This window comes from Syntrophorhabdales bacterium, from assembly GCA_035541455.1.
GTDB lineage: Bacteria > Desulfobacterota > Syntrophorhabdia > Syntrophorhabdales > WCHB1-27 > JADGQN01.
On record DATKNH010000168.1, the window covers coordinates 1 to 20225 of the forward strand.

Sequence of the window (20225 nt, forward strand, 5' to 3'; positions counted from 1 at the left end):
TGCCATCTATCACGCACACCGCAGGGTACATCTAACTCTTCAACTTTGTGCAAGAGCCTCCGCGTATGATCTTCAACTTTTTCTACTTTGTCTTTCGCTTCCAGATACTCGGCTGCAATTCGCATCATGGCCATCATCATAGCGTTCAAAGTATTGACAATGCTGTAATCTTTTATAACATCTCTTATTCTCGCGTCTACAAACTCAGCCGCCCTAACAATCTGCTGCTCGTCTTCTCCGACAAACGTGTAGACCTGGTTCAGGATGTTTACCTCAACTTTTCTGTCCTGCCTGCCCTTTCGGTCCTGTCCGTCCTGCTTACCCATCACCCTTCTATCTTCTCCACTTTCTCCAGAATGCTTTTCACCTTGCGCATGACAATCTCTTTTTCACTTTGAATCTCCGCCATCTTCTGCTTCAGCTCCCGATTCTCTACTTCCAAAGAACCAATCCTGGCTGCCAGCTTCTCCTTCTCCCCCTTGATGCCCTTGTAACTTGACACAAGCGCATCTATTTTTTCCTCCAATTCGCCAAGTTTGTTATCGCCGAAAAGCCCTTCCATTTCTCAGTAATTAATCGCTTTTCTGCTCAAAAGTCAAGTACAAAAGGCATGCTTTCATGAACGAGTCAAGCTCCCCGTTGAGTACACTTTCCGCATTGTGTTCCTCCAGTTTTGTCCTGTGATCCTTTACCAGCTTGTAGGGGTGGAGTACATACGAACGAATCTGGCTGCCCCACGCTATCTCTTTTTTCTCCTTGTTCAAGGCAGCCATCTTTTCTTCCTGTTTTCTTTTCTCCAGTTCGTAGAGCCTCGACTTGAGGATCGCCATGGCTATAGCCCTGTTCTTATGCTGCGATCTCTCATTCTGGCACTGCGCGACGATACCTGAAGGAATGTGGGTGATACGAATAGCGGATTCAGTCCTGTTCACGTGCTGCCCGCCAGGGCCGCTGGACCTGAAAGTATCCACCCTGAGATCTTCCTCTTTAATGTCGACTTGCACGTTCTCGGGGAGTTCCGGGTAGGCGTATACCGACGCAAATGAAGTGTGCCTTCTGTTATTGGCATCGAAAGGAGAAACACGGACCAGTCGGTGGATGCCGGACTCGCACTTCAGATACCCATAGGCATTCGGGCCCGACACAATAAAGGTGACATTCTTTATCCCTGCCTCCTCCCCCGGCAGGATGTCTACGACCTGGGTCTCAAAACCTTTTTTCTCAGCCCACATGAGGTACATCCTGAGCAACATCTCCGCCCAATCCTGCGCCTCGGTGCCACCGGCGCCCGCATTAATATAGACTATGGCATTCTCTTTATCCGCCTCGCCGCTGAGCATACGCTCGATCTCATAGCGGCCGAGCAACTTGTCCAGCGCTTCGACTCTTTCCACAAGCTCTGATGCATCCTGCGGATCGTTTGTTTCCTTGAACATGTCCTGGAGGATAGTAATCTCCTCAAGGTCCTTCTCCTTGGCCTCCCAGGCGTCTATTTCTGCCTGGAGACGGGCCCGCTCCTTGAGGGTAGCCTGCGCCTCTTCCTGGTCCTCCCAGAAATCAGGCTTGGCTATCGCTTCATCACATGCTTCGATTTTGTTCCTGGTTGCAGCGAGGTCAAAGATACCCTCGGAGGGTGTCCATTCTCTGCTGGAGGGCCTCTATGCGGCTTTTTACATCTTCTATCACGTTGTTGTTATCCTTTCCGATACTTCCCGGCCGAACCTGGAGCATGAGACCGGCTGTATCCCGTCCATCTGGCGTGCCAGATCGTAGGTCATGAAACCGTCTTTTATGGTTTCACCGAGGCTTCGTTCTATAAGAGTGGCTGCTTCAGGAAGATTGATGTGGCGCAGGAGCATGCAGCCTGAAAGCATGAATGATGTGGGGTTAACCATATCCTTGCCCGCATATTTAGGGGCGCTGCCGTGGGTCGGTTCGAAGATCGCAATGTCGTCCCCTATATTGGCACCGGGCGCCACTCCCAGTCCGCCGATCAACGCAGCGCATGCATCAGACAGATAATCGCCGTTCAGGTTCGGGCAGAGCAGAATGTCATACTCCTCGGGACGCAGTATAGCTTGCATGAACATATTATCGGCGATCCTGTCGTTGAACCGGATCTTTCCCTCTGCGTGATGAAATGTAAGCTGGTCGGTATGCTCGTGCGCCACCTCGTAGGCCCACTTCCTGAAGGCACCTTCGGTATACTTCATGATGTTCCCTTTGTGCACGACAGTGATGGCCCTTCTTCCGTTCCTGATTGCGTAGTCAATGGCCCATTTCGTGAAGCGCCTCGTGCCGCTCTTGCTTATCGGCTTTATCCCCAGGCCCGAGTCATCGGGAAGAGCCACGTTCTCCCGCTCTCTGAGGAAGGCGAGCATGCTTTTTGCCTCTTCGCTCCCCTCCTCCCACTCGATCCCTCTGTAAAGGTCCTCCGTGTTCTCGCGGAGGATGACCAAATCGACGCGCTCCGGGTGCTTGAGAGGGCTGGGTAGCCCGTCAAAATGCTTGATCGGCCGCACGCACACGTAAAGGTCAAACAGCTGCCTCAGGTAGACATTGATGCTGCGGTAACCGCCGCCGACCGGCGTGGTGAGCGGACCCTTCAACGCAACCTTTTGTTCCCGAATACGGGTAAGCGTGCTCTCCGGCAGGAGGACCCCTTCCGTGGCGAGGGCCTTTTCGCCCGCCACGAGTTCTGTCCACTCGATGCGCTTTGAGCCTCCGTAAGCTTTCCGCACTGCCTCTTCGAAGACTTCGTGCGAGGCTGCCCAGATGTCTGCGCCGACCGCATCTCCCTGGATGTAGAGGATGGGTATACTCTCCATCACCTTAGCGGAAGCCTCCCTGCTCCTTGATGTAGTTGACAAGCCCACCCTGGTTCAGGATCTCCTGCATAATCGCAGGCAATGGGCTGAATTGCTTTTCGATACCTTTTGTCACGTCTATGAGGAGTCCTTCATGTACGCGGATCTCCAGCTCGTCTCCCTGATCAACATCACCAACATCACAAATAATTACTGCAAGACCCACATTGATGGCATTCCTGTAAAAGATCCGAGCAAAAGATTTTGCCACCACAGCGCTTATCCCGGCCCGTTTGATGACGATAGCCGCATGCTCCCTGCTTGAGCCGAGTCCGAAATTCTGCCCGCCTGTAATAATGTCGCCATGCGCTGCCTTCCCGTGAAAACCGGGCGCGATATCCGCGAACACATGTTTGGCAAGCTCATCCAGGTTAGATCTGAGGTGGAAAAACCGCCCCGGTATAATCTGGTCGGTCGAAATATTATCGCCAAAGGTCCATGCCCTGCCCTTCAATATCATCCCATCACCTCCCGTGGGTCAGCGAGTTTCCCTGAGAGGGCGCAGGCCGCTGCTGTCGCGGGCGAGGCAAGGATAATTTCAGCATCCGGATTGCCCATTCTTCCTAAGAAATTCCTATTGGCTGTTGAGACGGTAACTTCACCATTCCCGGGAATTCCCCCGTGGACCCCTATGCACGGTCCGCAGCCGGGCGGGAGAATAACCGCGCCTGCCTCGAGAAGTCCCGTGAACAGGCCTTCAGCAAGCGCCTGTGCGTATACTCTTTTTGACGCGGGACAGACAACGAGCCTTACGTCTCTTGCTTTTTTCTTTCCTCGCAGGATTGCTGCCGCAATGCGCAGATCCTCAATTCTGCCGTTGGTACAGGTCCCGATAAAGACCTGGTCAACGCGCCTATCCCTTAGAGAAGCATCATCTACCGCCATCGTATTGTCTACCTGATGGGGCAGGCTCACCGTCGGTCGGAGAGAACTGAGATCGATGCGAAACACGTTCTCGTACACTGCGTCCGTATCAGGCTCGAACGCACTATACGCGTTCTCCCTGCCGTTCTCCTTCAGATACAGACGGGTGATCTCATCGGAAGGGAAGAGGCCTGCTTTTCCGCCGGCTTCGACCGCCATATTGGAAATCGTGAGCCTCTCCTGCATGCTCATGTGCCGCACCGCATCTCCCGCAAATTCCATAGACTTGTAGGTAGCCCCGTCGGCGCCGATCATACCAATGATCGATAGTATCAAGTCTTTCGCAAACACGCCTTTCTGGAAGGCTCCGGAGAGTTCAAACTTCAGCGTCTCCGGTACCCTGAACCATGTCTCCCCCAGGCCCATGGCGACAGCTACGTCCGTGGAGCCCATACCTGTTGAAAAGGCAGAGAGCGCACCACCGGTGCAGGTATGAGAGTCGGTACCGATCAGCACTTCGCCCGGCGCTACGTGCGCTTCAGCCATGACCTGGTGCGAAATGCCCTCTCCCACATCGTAGACTCGTGCACTGAACTCCTGAGCAAATTTCCGGATCACGAGATGGTCATTAGAGAGTTCCAGACGGGGACTCGGTGATGCATGGTCGATAAAAAAATTAACCCCTTCGGGGTTGTAAAGCTTCCGGAACCCTATAGTGCGGAACTCTCTGGTGGCAAGGGGGCCGGTGCCATCCTGCAGCAGTATTCTGTCCACCCGGGCTATCACTGATTGACCCTGCCGCGCGTCGAGTCCGCTCTTGTCGCTCAATATCTTTTCCGCAAGTGTCTTGCCCCGATTCGCCATCATGCGTATACCTTCGTTGCCCTTACAGGATGCTGCGCTATCGCTGCGTCGGTCTCCACATAAATACGAATCGGGGTTTCCATGATTACTCCTCGGCACGCGTTAAATCTTCAAACCGTATGTCGAGTCCGAGAATTCCAAGAATTTCGCCACCTGCATCCCGGATCGGTCCCGAAACCGTCACACAGAGGGCGCCGGTAATACGGGACGTATAAAGAGTCGTCACGCTCACTTTCCCCGTCTTCATGGGGCTTATGAACCACTCTCTATCAGAGAAGTCTTCGTGGAGGTCTATCTTCGCGTACTTTGCTTTATCAACGACTTGCGTGATATTCCGCGTCACCTTTACCCCCTCGGAGTTGACGACATAGCCGAACTGCACATAGGGGAATTCCTCCACGAGTCCTTTCAGTGCGGCTTCCTGCCTCTCCGGGTTCATACTCTTGATGTCCGCGTCCTCGATGAAGCGTTCAATGAGGTGAGCGGCCATGTCAAAGGCTCTTTTCTTCAAGATGTCGAATTCGGACGGGAATATCTCAGGAAGATAACGGCGCACCAGATGCTCCATCTCCTCATCCGACATACACGTGATCCTTCCCTGCTCATACCGCTGCACGATCGATTTGTTGATCCTTGCGACACCGGGGTGGGTCTTCTCTACCTTACTCGAGCCCGTGAGCGCAAAGTGTGCATTGATCCAGTGGGCAATGCCCGAGAGGCCCGACTTGTCCGTAATGTTGATAGTCAGCGTCCTGTTGAGAATCCTCCTGGTATCGAAAGGCGAATAAATCTCTTCGTTCTTGGCGAGTCCGTCAATGTGCACGCCGGCGGAGGTCGCGTTGAAATCAGAACCCACAAAGGGCTGATTTCTCGGTATATGATGCCCTATCTCCTTTTCAAAATAGTTCTTTACTTCGGTAATGACTGTTGTGTCGCACCCGTTGTCGTCGCCCGCAAGTGAAATGTATTCCATGATGAGTCCCTCTATGGGCGTATTACCGGTACGCTCCCCTATGCCGAGCAACGTGCCGTTGACAAAAGTGCAGCCATAGAGCCAGGCGCTTACCGAGCCCGTGAATCCTTTGTAGAAATCGTTGTGTCCGTGCCATTCCAGGTTTTCTGAAGGAACACCCGCGTCGTCAATCATTGCCCTGATGATTTTTCCTATAGACCGGGGAAGCGCCGCTCCGGGGTAGGTGATGCCGAGGCCCAGCGTATCGCACAGCCTGATCTTGATAGGCACCTTCGCATCTTCAGAGATGGTCATCAGTGCCTGCGCGAAGGGTACGCAGAAACCGTATATGTCTGCTCTGGTTATGTCTTCAAAGTGGCAGCGCGGGATAATTTCATGTTCAAGCGCATTTTCGACTACCTTTATGTAGTCTTTAAACACGGCCGACCTGTTCTTCTTTAGCTTAAGAAAAATATGGTAATCAGAGGCGCTCGTCAGTATGCCCGTTTCCCGAAGCCCCATCTCCTTCACCAGCTTCAAGTCTTCTTTGTTGGCTCTTACCCACCCGGTAATCTCAGGGTACTTGTAGCCTTTCTCAAGGCAGCGCTCCACTGCTTCCCGGTCCTTATCCGTGTAGAGAAAGAATTCCGATTGCCTGATAACGCCGTGAGGACCGCCAAGGCGGTGCAAAAAATCGTAAAGATCTTCGATCTGTTGTATTGTGAAGGGCGGCCTCGCCTGCTGACCGTCCCTGAAGGTCGTGTCCGTGATATAGATATCTTCAGGCGGATCGATCAGTTCTATCTTGTGGTCGAAGTTGACCCGCACCATTTCAGTGAACGGGAATATATTGCGGAAAAGCTCCGGCTGCTCCACGTCGATCAGGGGATACTTCGTGTTCTTAACGATATTCTTAAAGATAAAGCCTTTGCTCTTCTTCACTGCCTCCCCCTTCTACTCTTTGACTGTCCTGATCTTCAATTCATTGAGCTGCCTCTGTGAAACCTTCGCCGGCGCGCCTGACAGAAGGCACGTGCCCTTCTGCGTTTTGGGAAAAGGAATAACATCCCGTATGCTCTCCAGCCCCATGAGCATCATGAGGATGCGGTCAAGACCAAACGCAATGCCTCCGTGGGGTGGCGCACCCATCTCCAGCGCTTCCAGAAGGAAGCCGAACTGAAGAGCCGCCTCTTCCTCGTCGATCTTGAGAAGCTGGAACATAGCCTTCTGTTCGTCACTGCGAAAATTTCTGATGCTCCCGCCGCCGATCTCTACACCGTTCAGCACGAGGTCATATGCCTTGGCCCGGATCGAGCTCAAGTCACCGGAGAAACCGACCATGGACTCCTTCGCAGATGTAAAAGGATGGTGACGCGCCACGTACCGTTTCTCTTCGGCGCTATACTCAAGGAGAGGGAAATTGACCACCCAGTGAAAGGAGAACAAGTCTTTGCGGATCAGATCATATTTTGTCCCCAGATAGAGGCGGAACCTGCCCATCAACTCATTCACCTTATCTCTGGCGTCAGCCATGATAAAAAGCACATCGCCGTCATTAAGCCCGCACGCCTGATCGGCGCTCATTGTTTCCTCTTCCGAGAGGAACTTCACGATCGGCGACTGAAGCTTTCCTGAGTCTTTTCTCATCCAGATGAGACCACCCGCGCCCATGCCCTTGGCCATATCCACCGCATCGTCGAGGTCTTTCCTTGAGAGAGTCCGACCGTGCAATGCTATGGCTTTGATGGCGCCCTTGTCTCCGACAACCTTCTTGAAAACACCGAAATTGGTATCCCGGAAGATGTGCGTGAGTTCAACCATGGGGAGGTCGAAACGCAAATCCGGTTTGTCCGTTCCGTAACGCTCCATGGCCTCTTCGAAATCCATGCGCCTGAAAGGCGTTTCGAGCGGCACACCCTTCAGCGCCTCAAACACGGCTTTTATGACGCCCTCGCTGAGTGAGATGACGTCGTCCACATCCACAAAACTCATTTCGAGGTCAAGCTGCGTGAACTCTGGCTGTCGGTCTGCTCTCAGGTCTTCATCCCTGAAACAGCGCACTATCTGAAAATACCTGTTGAATCCGGCTACCATCAGGATCTGCTTGAAAAGTTGCGGTGACTGCGGCAGTGCGTAAAACTCGCCAAGGTTCATCCTGCTAGGCACAATGAAATCCCTCGCCCCCTCAGGCGTACTTTTCGTGAGGAAGGGCGTCTCAATTTCAAAGAAACCCTGGGACACAAGGTGGTTCCGCAGCACCTGCGTGGCGTGGCTGCGTTCGACAAAAACCTTCTGCACCTGCGGCCTGCGCATGTCAAGATAACGATACTTGAGACGCAGCGACTCGTTGGGCTCCTCGTCCTCCTCCAGTTGAAAGGGAAGCGGTTTACAGGTGTTGAGTACTTCGAGGGTCTTGACGTAGACCTCTATCTCTCCCGTTGCGAGATCCTTGTTCTCCGTTCCTTCCGGCCTTCGAGAAACACTCCCCTCGACCCTGATCACGTATTCGTGCTTGATTTCATGAGCCGCAGCGTGGGCTTCTGGCGCGATTTCCGGGGAGAACACAACTTGTACGACGCCGGTCACATCCCTGAGATCAGCAAAAATGAGCCCACCGTGGTCTCGCCGCCTGAAGACCCATCCTGCGAGAGAAACTACCTTGCCAATGTCATTCGATGACAGTTTTCCGAACATAATATGTCGCATGATTGCCCCCGATAAAGCCTATTATTATATAGGTGAAACCCCACGTTAGTCAAGGTCGCTGCCCGAACGATCTGGCGATTGCAAAGCAGTAAAGGGAAGTTTATAATGTAACCCCTGAGGTGCATGAATGAAACGGAGAGACTTCCTAAAGCTTTGCGGCTCTTCTCTTCTGGCGGGCAACTGGCTTGCCAGAAATCTCTGGGCGAAGGAACCTTCAGTGGTTGCCGTTTCAGAGGGAAAGGATTATGCGCAGATCACAAGAAGTGTGATTGATGCACTCGGCGGGATCAAACGCTTCGTCAAGGCTGGGGACATCGTGGTAGTGAAGCCAAATATGGGCTGGGACAGAAAGCCCGAATTTGCGGCGACCACACACCCGATGGTCATGAAGACAATTGCCGAAGAGTGTCTGAAGGCCGGCGCAAAGAGAGTCAAGGTTTTCGACAATCCCTGCAATGAGCCGAGAAGGTCATACGAGAACAGCGGGATACCGGCCGCCCTGAAGGGCATTGAGAACGTTGAAGTAAAACAGATGGAAGAAGAGCGTTACAAAAAGACAAAGATCAACGGCGTAGCGCTGAAGGAATGGGAGCTTTATGCAGACGCTCTTTCAGCGAATGTGTTTATCAGCGTTCCTATCGCCAAGCACCATAGCCTGACCAGGCTCACTCTCGGCTGCAAGAACGTAATGGGCATCATGGGCGGAAACCGGGGGTACATCCACAGGGATATTGAAGAGGCCCTGGCCGATGTGAACAGTACGGTCAAGACCCATCTCGTCATCGTCGACGCAACGCGCATCCTCACCAATCATGGTCCCTCAGGAGGAAGCCTGAACGACGTAAAGGTCCTTAACAAGTTGATCGCCTCAACCGATATGGTCGCTGCCGACGCCTACGCAACAGGTCTTTTCGGCATCAAACCCACAGAAATCTCCATAACAGTTACCGCCCACAAGCGGGGACTGGGAGAGATTGATTTGACTAAAGTGAAGCTGATAAAAGCTTAACGTTACGAGTTGCGTGTTACAGGACTGCATGTGGTTTCAGGGACCAGGTCAGTTGAGAAAGACGGGCAGTAAAGAGTTATGACGCGCAAGGTCTCCAACCCGGAACCCGTAACCCGAGACTCGCAACGGCCTCTGAAGATCACCACCGCGCGAATCTCCCAACTGCTCTTTCTCGCCTTTTTTCTCGTGCTCTTTGTCATCACCGATTATCGGGGCCAGGATGAAATCTCCGTAGCCGTCAATAGTTTCTTCCGGGCCGATCCTCTCGTCCTGGTAAGTTTCTTTCTGGCCAGTGGCGCATTTACATGGCTGCTCCTGCCAGGACTTCTTACACTGATCTTCACGGCAGTTCTCGGACGCTTCTTCTGTGGCTGGGTCTGCCCTCTGGGGACGCTGCTCGATCTGGTAAGCGGCAGGATTCGTAAAACCGCGCCTCTTCTATTGCTCAGAGGAAATCTCAAATATTACCTCCTCGCACTGCTTCTCTTCGCAGCCCTTTTCCGCATGAACCTTGCAGGCTTGATGGACCCTATGGCGCTCCTCATACGATTTCTCACGTTCTTCCTCTATCCTTTAGTCGGTTACTTTTTCCGTCAGGGCTGGGTAGGCCTTTACAGTCTTCTTGGTGACCACAGGGACGTCCTCGATGGAGGCTATACCTTTCTCAGGAACTATCTGCTTCCCTTTCGGGAGACATTTTACCCGCTGGCATTCCTGTCGCTCCTCCTCTTTGCGGCCATCCTTTTTCTTGAACGCTATGAGCGGCGCAATTGGTGCAAGAATCTCTGCCCCCTGGGGAGCTTGCTCGGCCTGGTGGCCCATTTCAGCATCTTCAGAAGGCTTCCGGCCAGACTCTGCACAGACTGCGGCGATTGCAAAGAGCATTGCCCCACCGCGTTTGACAGTGAGGTTCTCCAGAAGAGTAACTGCATCAGATGTCTCGAGTGCCACGCCAGATGTCGCTTCAATCGTGTAAAGTTCCGCCCCGCCATGTTCAAGGGACCGAGCCCGGCCTTTTCTTCCACTCGTAGGGTGCTGCTGACGGGGGCTCTTTCGGGTTTCCTTCTCCCGAGGCTGTTTGCTTTCAAGCATCCCGCAAACGAGTCCAAGCTTCTGCGGCCGCCCGGTGTTGCGGGAGATGATCAGTTCCTAAGAAAGTGCGTGCGCTGCGGAGAGTGTATGAAGGTCTGCTCCAGGAATGCACTCTATCCTGCCTCATTGCAGGCAGGTCTCTACGGCTTCTTCACTCCTATTGTCATTCCACGCCTCGGCTACTGCGAATACAACTGCAACCTTTGCGGGCAGGTTTGTCCGACAGGGGCTATACCGAACCTGCCGTTGGATGAGAAAAAGAAAGCCGTGCTCGGCCTTGCGGTCTTCGACAAGAACCATTGTCTTCCATACGCAAAGAAGCTGAACTGCATGGTCTGCGAAGAACACTGCCCTATTCCAGACAAGGCCATACGGTTTGAAACGGTTGAGGAGAACGACTACGCAGGCAAGAAACTGGTTCTCAAGAAGCCTTACATAGTCGAGAATCTCTGTACCGGCTGTGGTATATGCGAATATGTCTGCCCGGTGGAAGAGAAAGCGGCCGTGGAAGTATTCGCGAAGGTAAAGAGAAAAATCTGAAAGTGTAGCTTGAAGATGAATCGATACTACAGTCCGTGGATGGGAAAGACTGTCTCTTTGAGATACGTAACCACACGCCGCGCCTGCTCGAAGCATGCTTCTTTCTGAGGCCCCTGTATTACGAAAGGCGGGTCATCCAGGGTGCCCGCATCCGCCTCGGGTCCGAACATCATGCCGCCGACTCGCCCCACATACTGGTCAACGGGTACAAGCCCGCACAAGGTTGACCACGCAAGGGTCCAGAGCGACGCTGTCTTAAAAACGTTGTAGCCTCCTCCGCCCAGCACCAGAAGCTTTGCTGAGAACTCTTTCATCCTCTCTATAATCCCCTTGTAACCGTTGCTGGTCAGATTGAGGTTTGCCAAAGGATCATCTTTGTGACTGTCGCCGCCGACCTGCGCTACCAGTATGTCGGGTTTGAATCTCCTGATCAGTGGCGGCACAACCTCTTCGAAGGCAAAGAGATATACTTCGTCGTCCGTGCCCGCCTTGAACGGTATGTTGACGTTATAGCCCCTGCCCGCATCTGTCCCTATTTCTTTTTCAAAACCGGTACCGGGGTAGAGCGTCTCTCCCGATTCATGGAGCGATATCGTCAATACTTTGTCGCTATCGTAAAATGCGTCCTGTACCCCATTTCCGTGGTGGGCGTCTATGTCGAGATACGCCACCCTCTTTCCTTGCCGCACCATGTCGGTAGCGGCGATTGCAATATCATTGACGTAGCAAAAGCCCTCCGCATGATCCCTGCCTGCGTGATGAAGTCCTCCCACCGGATTAAACACCATCCGAGCGCTATCATTGAGGAGCATCTGCGCGCCCTTGTATGTGGCGCCTGCCACTCTGAGCACAAAGTCGAACATACCGGCGAAGATTGGGCAGTCACCTGTCCCGATCTCCGCCCAGAGCATCTCCATCGTAAATTCGCCTGCATCAGCTTTCTTCAGTACGTCTACGTACTGCCTTTCATGAAAGAGACAGAGTAGATCTTCATCAATCGGCTCCGGCTCCACAATCTTCTGGTTGTCCTCGAAGAGCAGATAGAACCGGTTGAGCAGTTCAACCATAAGCTTCGCTCTCAACGGTTTGAAGGGATGATTCTGACCGTATTCTGTTCTGGAAAGGTCCAGCGAATAGATAAGAACGTCGAGTCCGTCGTCGGCTTTCATTTGTCCGTATAGCATACTAGATATCCACTGCTCTTGTCATCGCCTAAAGAAGCTCACCTCGCATGGCACGAGGGTTGCAAGCACTGCAGTCGGAGCTTTACATGTACGTTATATGTGCGCTTACCATTAGCCTGGTGCTTCAGCTGGCAACCCTCCTGTTTTTTCGAAAGCTGGGTCTCTCTACCAGAAAACCTGTTATCTGGACCGCACCCGCTCTTCTGGTCATGGCCGTCCCGTTTGCAGCGGCGGTATTTCAGTCGACGGGGCCGGGAAGGGTTCATATACCACTTGCCGACCTTCTTTCCCTTCTCGGCTGCTTTTTCGCCACCCTCGTATCCCTTGCTTTAGTCCCGGTTGCCTATCTCGTGATCATATCACGAAAAACACAGAACGGACACGAGAAGGAGATACAGGCGTCACTCCAGGAGGAAATTGCGCAGCGCAAGAACGCTGAAGAGCAGCTTCGCGCGCTCTCTCTCACTGATGAGCTGACAGGGCTATACAACAGACGGGGTCTCCTGACCATGGGCGAGCATCAGCTCAAACTGGCACGCCGCAACAAGCGCCGACTGCTCCTGATGTACGCTGATCTGGATAATATGAAACGCATCAATGACAAATTCGGACACATGGAGGGTGACGCAGCATTGATTGAGGCCGCTGACATCCTAAGACAGGTCTTTCGGGAGTCTGACATCATCGCAAGGATCGGCGGCGATGAATTCGTCATCCTCGCGGTGGAGAGCGACGGCTCACAGTCCAATGCGATGATCAACCGTATCCATCAGAGATGCATACTGGCTAATCTCAGAAAAGCGCGCCCGTACGTCCTGGCCATGAGTGCCGGCTCTGCCGAGTTTGACCCCGGACAGCCCACAACGCTGGAAGAACTCGTGGCGCAGGCGGATCGCGCCATGTACGCCGAGAAACAGAAAAGGCAAAGACGCCATTCCTCTAAAACACCCGCGAATCAGCAGGCTGCGCTAGATCTTGCATACGGATCCGACAAAATCGCAAGTTGAAAAATCGGGGGCTTTTTGACAACCGGCCGACTGTGGTACAATGGCATGTACACATAGCTCATTACGGAGGCGTATATGAAAAAGAGCGGATGGGTGAAAGCAACTATTATTATGCTCGCCTTTTTCTTCCTGATCTGTTACGTGCTTGAGGCGGAATCTATTGCGAGAGTCGGTGGAGGGAGCTCAATGGGCTCGCGGGGATCAAGGTCATACAGTAGCCCCAGCAGGCCCTCACCGGGGCCGTCCCAGTCATATGGCAGTCCTGCTAGGCCTACCCCGCCACCGCAGCAACCCTACCAGCAGCCGGCGGGCGGCGGGTTTTTCAGGGGCATGCTCGGCGGTCTTGCCGGAGGATTTCTCGGCAGTCTGCTTTTCCGAAGCCTTGGATTCGGGGGATTCGGGGGTATGGGTGGCGGCGGGGTCGGTCTCTTTGAGATCATACTCCTCGCGGTGGCACTCTTTCTTGTCTACCGTTTCATGAAAAGAAGGCGGGAAGCGGCCATGAGTGACGCTCACTACCAGAGCGCTGAGACGGCTGCGCCCGGTTATCAACAGTCTTACGGACCTTCATACGGAACTGCTCCGACATACGATGCACCGCCTGCGAGCACAGACCCGGAACAGGGACTGCGCTATATCAGACAGATGGATGCTTACTTTGATGAGCAGAGGTTCCGGGATAGCTGCATGGATTACTTTTTCAAGATCCAGGGCGCATGGACAGGAAGAGATGTCGCGCCGGTCAGGAGCCTGCTCACCGACGAAATGTACAGAAGTATTCAGGCCGACGTCGACAAGCTCAAGTCTGAAAAGAAGTTTAACCGGCTCGAAAATATCGCCGTTCGATCGGTAGATATCACAGAAGCGTGGCAGGAACAGGGCCAGGACTATATCACGGTCCTCTTTTATGCGAACCTTCTTGACTACGTGGTCGACGAAAGCAGCGGTCAGGTTGTCTCGGGAAGCAAGACAGATCCGGTAAAGTTCCAAGAGTACTGGACGTTCACGAGGAACGTGGGCAGCAACCCGTGGCAGCTGTCAGCAATTAACCAGGCGAACTGAACGACGAAAGAAGGCAAACGATTCACGGTCCAAGGCCAGAGGCTGCGGCCAGGGAACGGCGCGCCAGGTAAGCGCTCGACGCTTGCCTGCCTTCGGCTCACTCTCCCGGCGTTCAGCCTTGCTCCTTTTTCCGTTAGCCGTGAGTCTGATGTCGTGCGCCTGCTTACAGCACCTCGTACAGCTCCAGATTCTTGCCCCATCTTCGCGTTGACTCTTCCCTGAGACGATCGACTTCGGATGGCAGTGCATCAGCAAGCCAGTTATCTGCCATGGCGCGGGCACGTCCCATGAGGTCTCCGTTTCGCAGGATATCGCCCATTCTGAATTTCGGTAAGCCGGCTTGCCGGACGCCGAACATGTCCCCCGGCCCGCGTATCTTCATGTCTTCCTCAGCAATCCGGAATCCATCTTGAGTCTCTTCCATTATCTTGAGCCTTCGCTTTGCGGCCGGCGTCTGGCGAGATCCGGCAATCAGCATGCAGATTGAGGGATGGGATCCCCTACCGATACGACCCCTCAGTTGGTGGAGTTGAGAAAGCCCGAACCGCTCTGCATGCTCCACGAGCATCACGGTTGCATTCGGCACATCGATCCCCACCTCGACTACCGTGGTACACACGAGTATGTCGATGCTGCCTTGCCTGAAGGAGAGCATGATCTCCTCCTTTTCTTCAGCCTTCATCCTGCCGTGCAGCAGGCCTATCCGGTACTGAGCGAACACAGTTTCTTTCAGCTGCGACGCCATCTTGGTCGCTGCAAGCAATTCTGCCTTGTCCGACTCGTCAACCAGAGGATAGACAAAGAACGCCTGCCTGCCTGCGCGGAGTTCTTGCGCAACCGTCTTATACGCTTTGCCCCGCCCTGCTTCGTTGAAGATCCGGGTCACAATCTTCTGTCTGCCTTCCGGCATTCCGTCAATTACACTGACGTCCAGGTCGCCAAAAACTACCATTGCTAGGCTTCGCGGAATCGGTGTGGCAGTCATCACCAGCGTGTCAGGGTTCATCCCTTTTTGCATGAGCGTCTTGCGTTGCAGCACTCCGAAGCGATGCTGTTCGTCTATGATCGCAAACCCCAGGTTCTTGAATCTCACTTCATTCTGAAGCAACGCGTGCGTGCCCACAACGATCGGGATCGTGCCTTCTTCAATCCCTTTGAGCAGAGGCACACGCTCTTGCCGGCTCATGCTGCCCCTTAAGAGGACCGGTCGAAGCCCTAACGCCTCGAAGCTCCGGCGGATCGTAAGATACTGTTGTTCAGCAAGGATTTCTGTTGGTGCCATGAAGGCGACCTGGTAGCCGCCATCCAGCGCAACGCATGCCGCAGCAACTGCACAGACTGTCTTCCCGCACCCCACATCCCCCTGGAGCAGTCGGTTCATGGGCTGAGGCCTTTTCATGTCCAGGGTAATCTCTTCCAGCACCCTGTCTTGTGCCGAGGTCAGCAAAAAGGAAAGATTGCCCTTAAAGAGGTTAAACAGAGGGCCTCCGCCCGTCACGCTGATGCCCTTTTCCCTTTTCATCTGCCGGCCTTTGAGGAGAAGGGCTGTCTGGAACAGAAAGAACTCTTCAGTGATAAGGCGTTTGCGGAACTCTTCTTGCGAGCGTTCGTTAAGGATTGTCTCATCTGGAAAATGAAGGGCGGCAAAGGCTTCGCGGAGGCCGGGCAGCGCTGCTTCTTTCTCGATGACAGAAGGAATGGAGCTATGCACCCGGGACCCGTACTCGTCAAAAGCCTCCCTGATAATTCGTCTCAGCGTTCCCTGTTTGAGTCCTTCAATCTGAGGATAGATGGGCAGCACTCCCTGCCGCTCGCCGAGATCATTTTCATCTTCCACGAGAAAAACGTCAGGATGCACCATTTCCAGCGTCTCGCCGTAACGCCTGACATCACCTGTTACCAGGAGGAGTGAACCTTTTCTACACAATGTCCGAAGGTACTGCCGGATAAAATGAAACCACTTCAACGTTATGCTGCCGGTGCCGTCATCAAGCAGAGCCGTGCGCAATCGCCTGCGGGAAGCTTTAGAGAAATGTTCCTTGGATGCCACCACTTTCCCGAGAAGCGTTGCCCGCTCACCTTCCCTGACGGATCCAATCTCCCTAACCAGTCTTCTGTCTTCATAGCGAGCAGGGCAGAAGTAGAACAAATCTTCCACGCAATGTATGCCCCGTTTTTGAAACATCTCGATAACTTTGGGCCCTACGCCTTTGACGTGACCAATAGACGTTCGACCGGCTGGGGGGGTGCCTATTTCCATTGCGGCGATTTTATATTACAATACAGATGTAGTCAACGCACAGTTGGAACTAGACAAAGCCCATCAATAGATTTCTGCAGACCCGTGGAAATCTATCTAGCGAGCACGGCGAGCGGGAGGGACCGGCTCCGACGGCGGGGAACCCGCTTGCGTGTGCGGTGGAGGGGGCAACACAAGCCCCATGTATATGGAAACTCTCAAACAGGTGACGGTAGACGGGATTCAGCTTCGCGTTGTGCGAGGAGACCTCACTGAGTGCCGCGTCGACGCGATTGTCAATGCCGCCAATTCACGGCTCCAGCACGGCGGAGGAGTGGCCGGTGCCATCGTGAGAAAAGGCGGGAAGGTCATTCAGGAAGAGAGCAATAAGGTGGGCTTTGTTCCTGTGGGTAAAGCGGCCATAACAGGCGCCGGCAATCTGAAGGCTCGCTTCGTCATTCATGCCGTGGGTCCCATGTGGGGCGAAGGTGACGAGGTCTTCAAGCTCAGGTCAGCAGTACGTAGTTCGCTGAAGCTGGCTACAGACCGGGGTTTCGAAAGCCTTGCTATGCCCGCCATCAGCGCTGGTATTTTCGGTTTTCCCAAAGCGGAATGCGCCCGTATCATCGTCAGCGAGATTGTCTCTTTCACCGCGTCAGAAAAAACCACTCTCAAAGAGATCATTGTTTGCCTCATGGACGCAGAGATCATCACTTTTTTCGAAAATGAACTTGAAAACATAGGGCAGGGAAAATAACATGTGTGGCATCTTCGGTATTTTCAATCACAGCGAAGCTTCAAATATCGCATATCTCGGACTGCATTCCCTTCAGCATCGCGGCCAGGAGAGCGCTGGAATAGTCAGTTCTGACGGCTACAACATTTATTCACACAAGGAAATGGGGCTCGTTTCTGACATTTTCGATGAATCGACGCTTGAGAAACTCAGGGGAAACTCGGCTATAGGCCACGTGAGGTACTCCACAGCGGGGTCGAGCGACATCAAGAATGCACAGCCATTTGTTGTCGAGTACGCGAAGGGACCACTCGCGGTCGCACACAACGGGAACCTCACCAATGCCAAGATCATCAGAGATGAACTTCAGAATTACGGTTCCATCTTCCAGTCCAACATGGACACGGAAGTAATCGTCCACCTCGTAGCTCTGTCGCACGAGAACTCAACCCTGGAACGCCTTATCAGTGCGCTCCGCCGCACAGAGGGCTCTTATTCGCTGCTGGTTCTTACCGAGAAAGAGATGATCGCCGTGAGGGATCCGTACGGATTTCGGCCGCTCGTTCTCGGGAAATTGAAAGATTCCTTTGTGGTGGCGAGTGAGTCCTGCGCCTTTGACCTCGTGGAAGCCAACTACCTCAGGGAAATAGAGCCCGGCGAGATTCTCCACATCACCAAAGAGGGTGGCGCGCGGTCTATTAAACCTTTCAAAAAGGCGCCGCCGAATTTCTGCATCTTCGAATACATCTACTTTGCCAGACCTGACAGTGATGTGTTTGGAAGAACGGTCTACGGCGTAAGAAAAGCTTTCGGGAGGGAACTGGCGAGAGAAAACCCGATTGATGCCGATATGGTGATACCGATACCCGATTCCGGCATCAGCGCTGCCATAGGCTATTCCCAGGAAGCCGGCATACCCTTCGAGATGGGGTTGATCAGAAATCATTACGTGGGAAGAACTTTCATTGAGCCTAAAGACTCCATACGCCACTTCGGCGTCAAGCTGAAGCTCAACGCAGATCACGAGACCGTGAGAGGCAAGAAGATCGTGATGGTAGACGATTCCATCGTCAGGGCTACCACAGGCCGGAAGATAGTCAAGATGTTACGGCAGCAGGGGGCAAAAGAAATACACTTCCGGGTGACCTCGCCTCCTTACCGCTTCCCCTGCTTCTACGGCATCGACACCCCGAGCCGAAGGGAATTGATCGCCTCCTCCCACGAGGTGGCGGAGATCAACACGTACATGACCACCGACTCGCTCTCTTACCTGAGCATCGATGGCCTTAAACGAGCAATAGGCAACGGGGCTGACTCCTTCAGCTACAACTTCTGCGACGCCTGCTTTTCGGGGCATTACCCGTTGCGTTTCCCGTGGGGTATGGAACTGGAGCAGATGGAGTTGTTTGTACAGGACAAGAAATAAAAACCGCAATAAATACGAAGAGTAAAGTTTAACGTTTAAGGTTTAAGGTTGCTTGCCTCTCAGACGACGCGGTATGGGGAAAACGTGTGTATCTTTAAATATCATATAGTTTCTTATTATATCTTTAAGTGTCTTACTTTAAACATTAAACTCTAAACCTTAACTCTATCTTTTACTGGGGGTGCCATATGGAGGAAGAAAAGAAAAGACTGCTCAGACTGTTGAAAAAACTCTCCTATGAAGAAGGCGACTTCACTCTAACCAGCGGCAAAAAAAGCACGTTCTATATCGACTGCAAAGAGACGACTCTCAATCCGGAGGGTATGTACCTTGTGGGCCACCTCATGTACAATGCCGTGCGCCAGATACCGGATGCCCAGGCAGTTGGCGGCGTGAGTATAGGCGGCGATCCGCTGGTCTGCGCCACGCTCATGGTCTCCTACGCAGCCTCAGACCCTATCCTCGGTTTTCTCATCCGCAAGGAACCGAAGGGGCATGGAAGCAACCTCTGGATTGAGGGGGGCAAGAACCTTCAAAAAGGCATGAACGTTGTAATACTGGAGGATGTAGTCACAACCGGCGGCTCCTCCCTCAAAGCCATAGACATCGCAGAAAAAGAGGGCTTCAAGGTCGTAGGCCTTGTCGTGCTTCTTGATCGGCTTGAAGGAGGAAAAGAAGTAATAGAGTCAAAAGGTTACAACTACAAACGCATATTCACTCTTAACGATGTAAGAGAAATCAAATAAAGGTGGTAGCCTATTGAGCCGCGCACTTCAGTCACGCTCGTCGGACTTAAGCAGTGTGACGTTCTCCCGATAACTTAAAGGATAGTATCGGGAGTAGAGTATCTTTGCGGGAAGGAGACATTACATGCAAGTCATGAAGGATTGTCCCTATTGCGCGGAAACAATCAGAGGAGATGCTCGCATCTGCAAGCACTGCCACTCCAATCTGGCGGGCGGTCCCGAAGGGAAATTCGTCAAGGTTCGCCTCAAGGGCCGGGACAAGGTCTATCGGGGTGATCTTTTTGTTCCGATCCATCTCAATCGTGTGAGCGATGCCATTAACGACGAACGGCAGTTCCTGGTTCTCTCGGATGCCAAGGAAGAGGCCAAGCTCGCCGACATCCACGTGGGATTCATAGCGATCAACAAGAATTCGGTGGAGTGGGTGCGCCTGGTCGAAGACCGCGAGAAGGACGAAGAGAACCATTCTGCACACCAGTTATACTGAAGGTTTCAGATCCACTTCGATTTTTTGCTAAAGCCAAACAGAAGCTTTTAGCCCGCCTGCTTATTTTACGGACGCAGACGGCTTCTTTACCACCTCCGGGGCTCGCGTCGCCCCCTCCGGCGGCAAAGCCATCACCTGCAAGCGGGTACCCGGCCTCCCCCTCTCGCTCGGCGTGCTCGCTAGATAGATGCCCCGGGGTCGAGCCAGCAGAGGACCACGCTCTCAAGCGTGAGGAATGCATGACCGGTCCGCGCGAACGCGTGCTCCAAGTACCACGGGCTTGCCCGTGGGCATCTATTGTGCCGCTAGGAGCTGTAATTAATTACCGGGGCTGTGCTTGAAGCGCGATCTGAGGTTTAAGAGCGCCTGTGAGTGTATCTGGGAGACTCTCGACTCGGTTATCTTGAGAAGCTCAGCTATTTCTTTCATATTCATGTCTTCGTA

General features: G+C 53.3%; 18 protein-coding genes. 8 read left to right on the forward strand and 10 right to left on the reverse strand.

What is annotated here, in order from left to right; genetic code table 11:
• The 8 genes from VMT71_18070 to aspS all read right to left on the reverse strand — a co-directional run.
• A partial coding sequence (locus VMT71_18070; GenBank protein ID HVN25879.1) for a cell division protein ZapA occupies window positions 1-326 on the reverse strand: 326 nt, incomplete at its 3' end.
• Window positions 326-562, reverse strand: coding sequence for a cell division protein ZapB (gene zapB / locus VMT71_18075; GenBank protein ID HVN25880.1), 237 nt, complete (start codon window positions 560-562; stop codon window positions 326-328). The genes zapB and VMT71_18070, both read right to left, overlap by 1 nt.
• A 10-nt stretch (window positions 563-572) precedes the next feature.
• Window positions 573-1686 (reverse strand): peptide chain release factor 2 gene (prfB, locus tag VMT71_18080; protein HVN25881.1). Its coding sequence is split into 2 segments (ribosomal slippage): window positions 573-1616 and window positions 1618-1686, totalling 1113 coding nucleotides; the frame shifts between segments, so codons are not numbered across the junction.
• Window positions 1683-2828 carry an NADP-dependent isocitrate dehydrogenase gene (gene icd / locus VMT71_18085; GenBank protein ID HVN25882.1) on the reverse strand — a complete coding sequence of 382 codons (1146 nt, stop codon included), beginning with the start codon at window positions 2826-2828 and terminating at the stop codon, window positions 1683-1685. Before icd ends, prfB begins: the two co-directional genes overlap by 4 nt.
• 4 nt (window positions 2829-2832) lie before the next feature.
• Window positions 2833-3327, reverse strand: a complete 495-nt coding sequence (locus VMT71_18090; GenBank protein ID HVN25883.1) for a 3-isopropylmalate dehydratase small subunit — start codon at window positions 3325-3327, stop codon at window positions 2833-2835.
• Window positions 3324-4598 (reverse strand): 3-isopropylmalate dehydratase large subunit, encoded by a 1275-nt coding sequence (locus VMT71_18095; GenBank protein HVN25884.1) that lies wholly within the window; start codon window positions 4596-4598, stop codon window positions 3324-3326. The genes VMT71_18090 and VMT71_18095 overlap by 4 nt, the downstream gene beginning before the upstream one ends.
• Before the next feature lie 82 nt (window positions 4599-4680).
• Entirely contained in the window at window positions 4681-6489 is a 1809-nt protein-coding gene (locus VMT71_18100) for a cache domain-containing protein (GenBank protein ID HVN25885.1), read from the reverse strand.
• A 12-nt stretch (window positions 6490-6501) separates the two neighbouring features.
• Window positions 6502-8253 (reverse strand): aspartate--tRNA ligase, encoded by a 1752-nt coding sequence (gene aspS, locus VMT71_18105; protein ID HVN25886.1) that lies wholly within the window; start codon window positions 8251-8253, stop codon window positions 6502-6504.
• A gap of 127 nt (window positions 8254-8380) precedes the next feature.
• Here aspS and VMT71_18110 point away from each other — a divergent pair, with 127 nt between their 5' ends.
• Window positions 8381-9262, forward strand: a complete 882-nt coding sequence (locus VMT71_18110; protein ID HVN25887.1) for a DUF362 domain-containing protein — start codon at window positions 8381-8383, stop codon at window positions 9260-9262.
• A gap of 78 nt (window positions 9263-9340) precedes the next feature.
• Window positions 9341-10894 (forward strand): 4Fe-4S dicluster domain-containing protein, encoded by a 1554-nt coding sequence (locus VMT71_18115; GenBank protein ID HVN25888.1) that lies wholly within the window; start codon window positions 9341-9343, stop codon window positions 10892-10894.
• A gap of 26 nt (window positions 10895-10920) precedes the next feature.
• Here the strand turns inward: VMT71_18115 and VMT71_18120 are convergent, their stop codons facing one another.
• Window positions 10921-12078, reverse strand: a complete 1158-nt coding sequence (locus VMT71_18120; GenBank protein HVN25889.1) for an acetoin utilization protein AcuC — start codon at window positions 12076-12078, stop codon at window positions 10921-10923.
• Between the two features lie 86 nt (window positions 12079-12164).
• On the opposite strand from VMT71_18120, the gene VMT71_18125 reads away from it, so the two are divergent.
• Together VMT71_18125 and VMT71_18130 are read left to right on the forward strand one after the other, a co-directional pair.
• Window positions 12165-13085 carry a GGDEF domain-containing protein gene (locus tag VMT71_18125; GenBank protein ID HVN25890.1) on the forward strand — a complete coding sequence of 307 codons (921 nt, stop codon included), beginning with the start codon at window positions 12165-12167 and terminating at the stop codon, window positions 13083-13085.
• Between the two features lie 75 nt (window positions 13086-13160).
• The gene (locus tag VMT71_18130; GenBank protein ID HVN25891.1) at window positions 13161-14147 is read left to right on the forward strand and encodes a Tim44 domain-containing protein; all 987 of its coding nucleotides are present in this window, start codon (window positions 13161-13163) and stop codon (window positions 14145-14147) included.
• 163 nt (window positions 14148-14310) lie between these two features.
• Here the strand turns inward: VMT71_18130 and recG are convergent, their stop codons facing one another.
• Window positions 14311-16407: an ATP-dependent DNA helicase RecG gene (recG, locus tag VMT71_18135; GenBank protein ID HVN25892.1), complete on the reverse strand. Its 2097-nt coding sequence runs from the start codon at window positions 16405-16407 to the stop codon at window positions 14311-14313.
• A gap of 181 nt (window positions 16408-16588) precedes the next feature.
• Between recG and VMT71_18140 the strand changes: the two genes are divergently transcribed.
• From VMT71_18140 to VMT71_18155, 4 genes are all read left to right on the forward strand, one after another.
• The gene (locus VMT71_18140) at window positions 16589-17143 is read left to right on the forward strand and encodes a macro domain-containing protein (protein HVN25893.1); all 555 of its coding nucleotides are present in this window, start codon (window positions 16589-16591) and stop codon (window positions 17141-17143) included.
• 1 nt (window position 17144) lies between these two features.
• Complete coding sequence (gene purF, locus VMT71_18145) at window positions 17145-18548, forward strand: amidophosphoribosyltransferase (GenBank protein ID HVN25894.1); 1404 nt, start codon at window positions 17145-17147, stop codon at window positions 18546-18548.
• 188 nt (window positions 18549-18736) lie between these two features.
• Window positions 18737-19294 (forward strand): orotate phosphoribosyltransferase, encoded by a 558-nt coding sequence (gene pyrE / locus VMT71_18150; GenBank protein ID HVN25895.1) that lies wholly within the window; start codon window positions 18737-18739, stop codon window positions 19292-19294.
• Between the two features lie 124 nt (window positions 19295-19418).
• Window positions 19419-19781 (forward strand): hypothetical protein, encoded by a 363-nt coding sequence (locus VMT71_18155; GenBank protein ID HVN25896.1) that lies wholly within the window; start codon window positions 19419-19421, stop codon window positions 19779-19781.
• The last annotated feature ends 444 nt before the right edge of the window (window positions 19782-20225 follow it).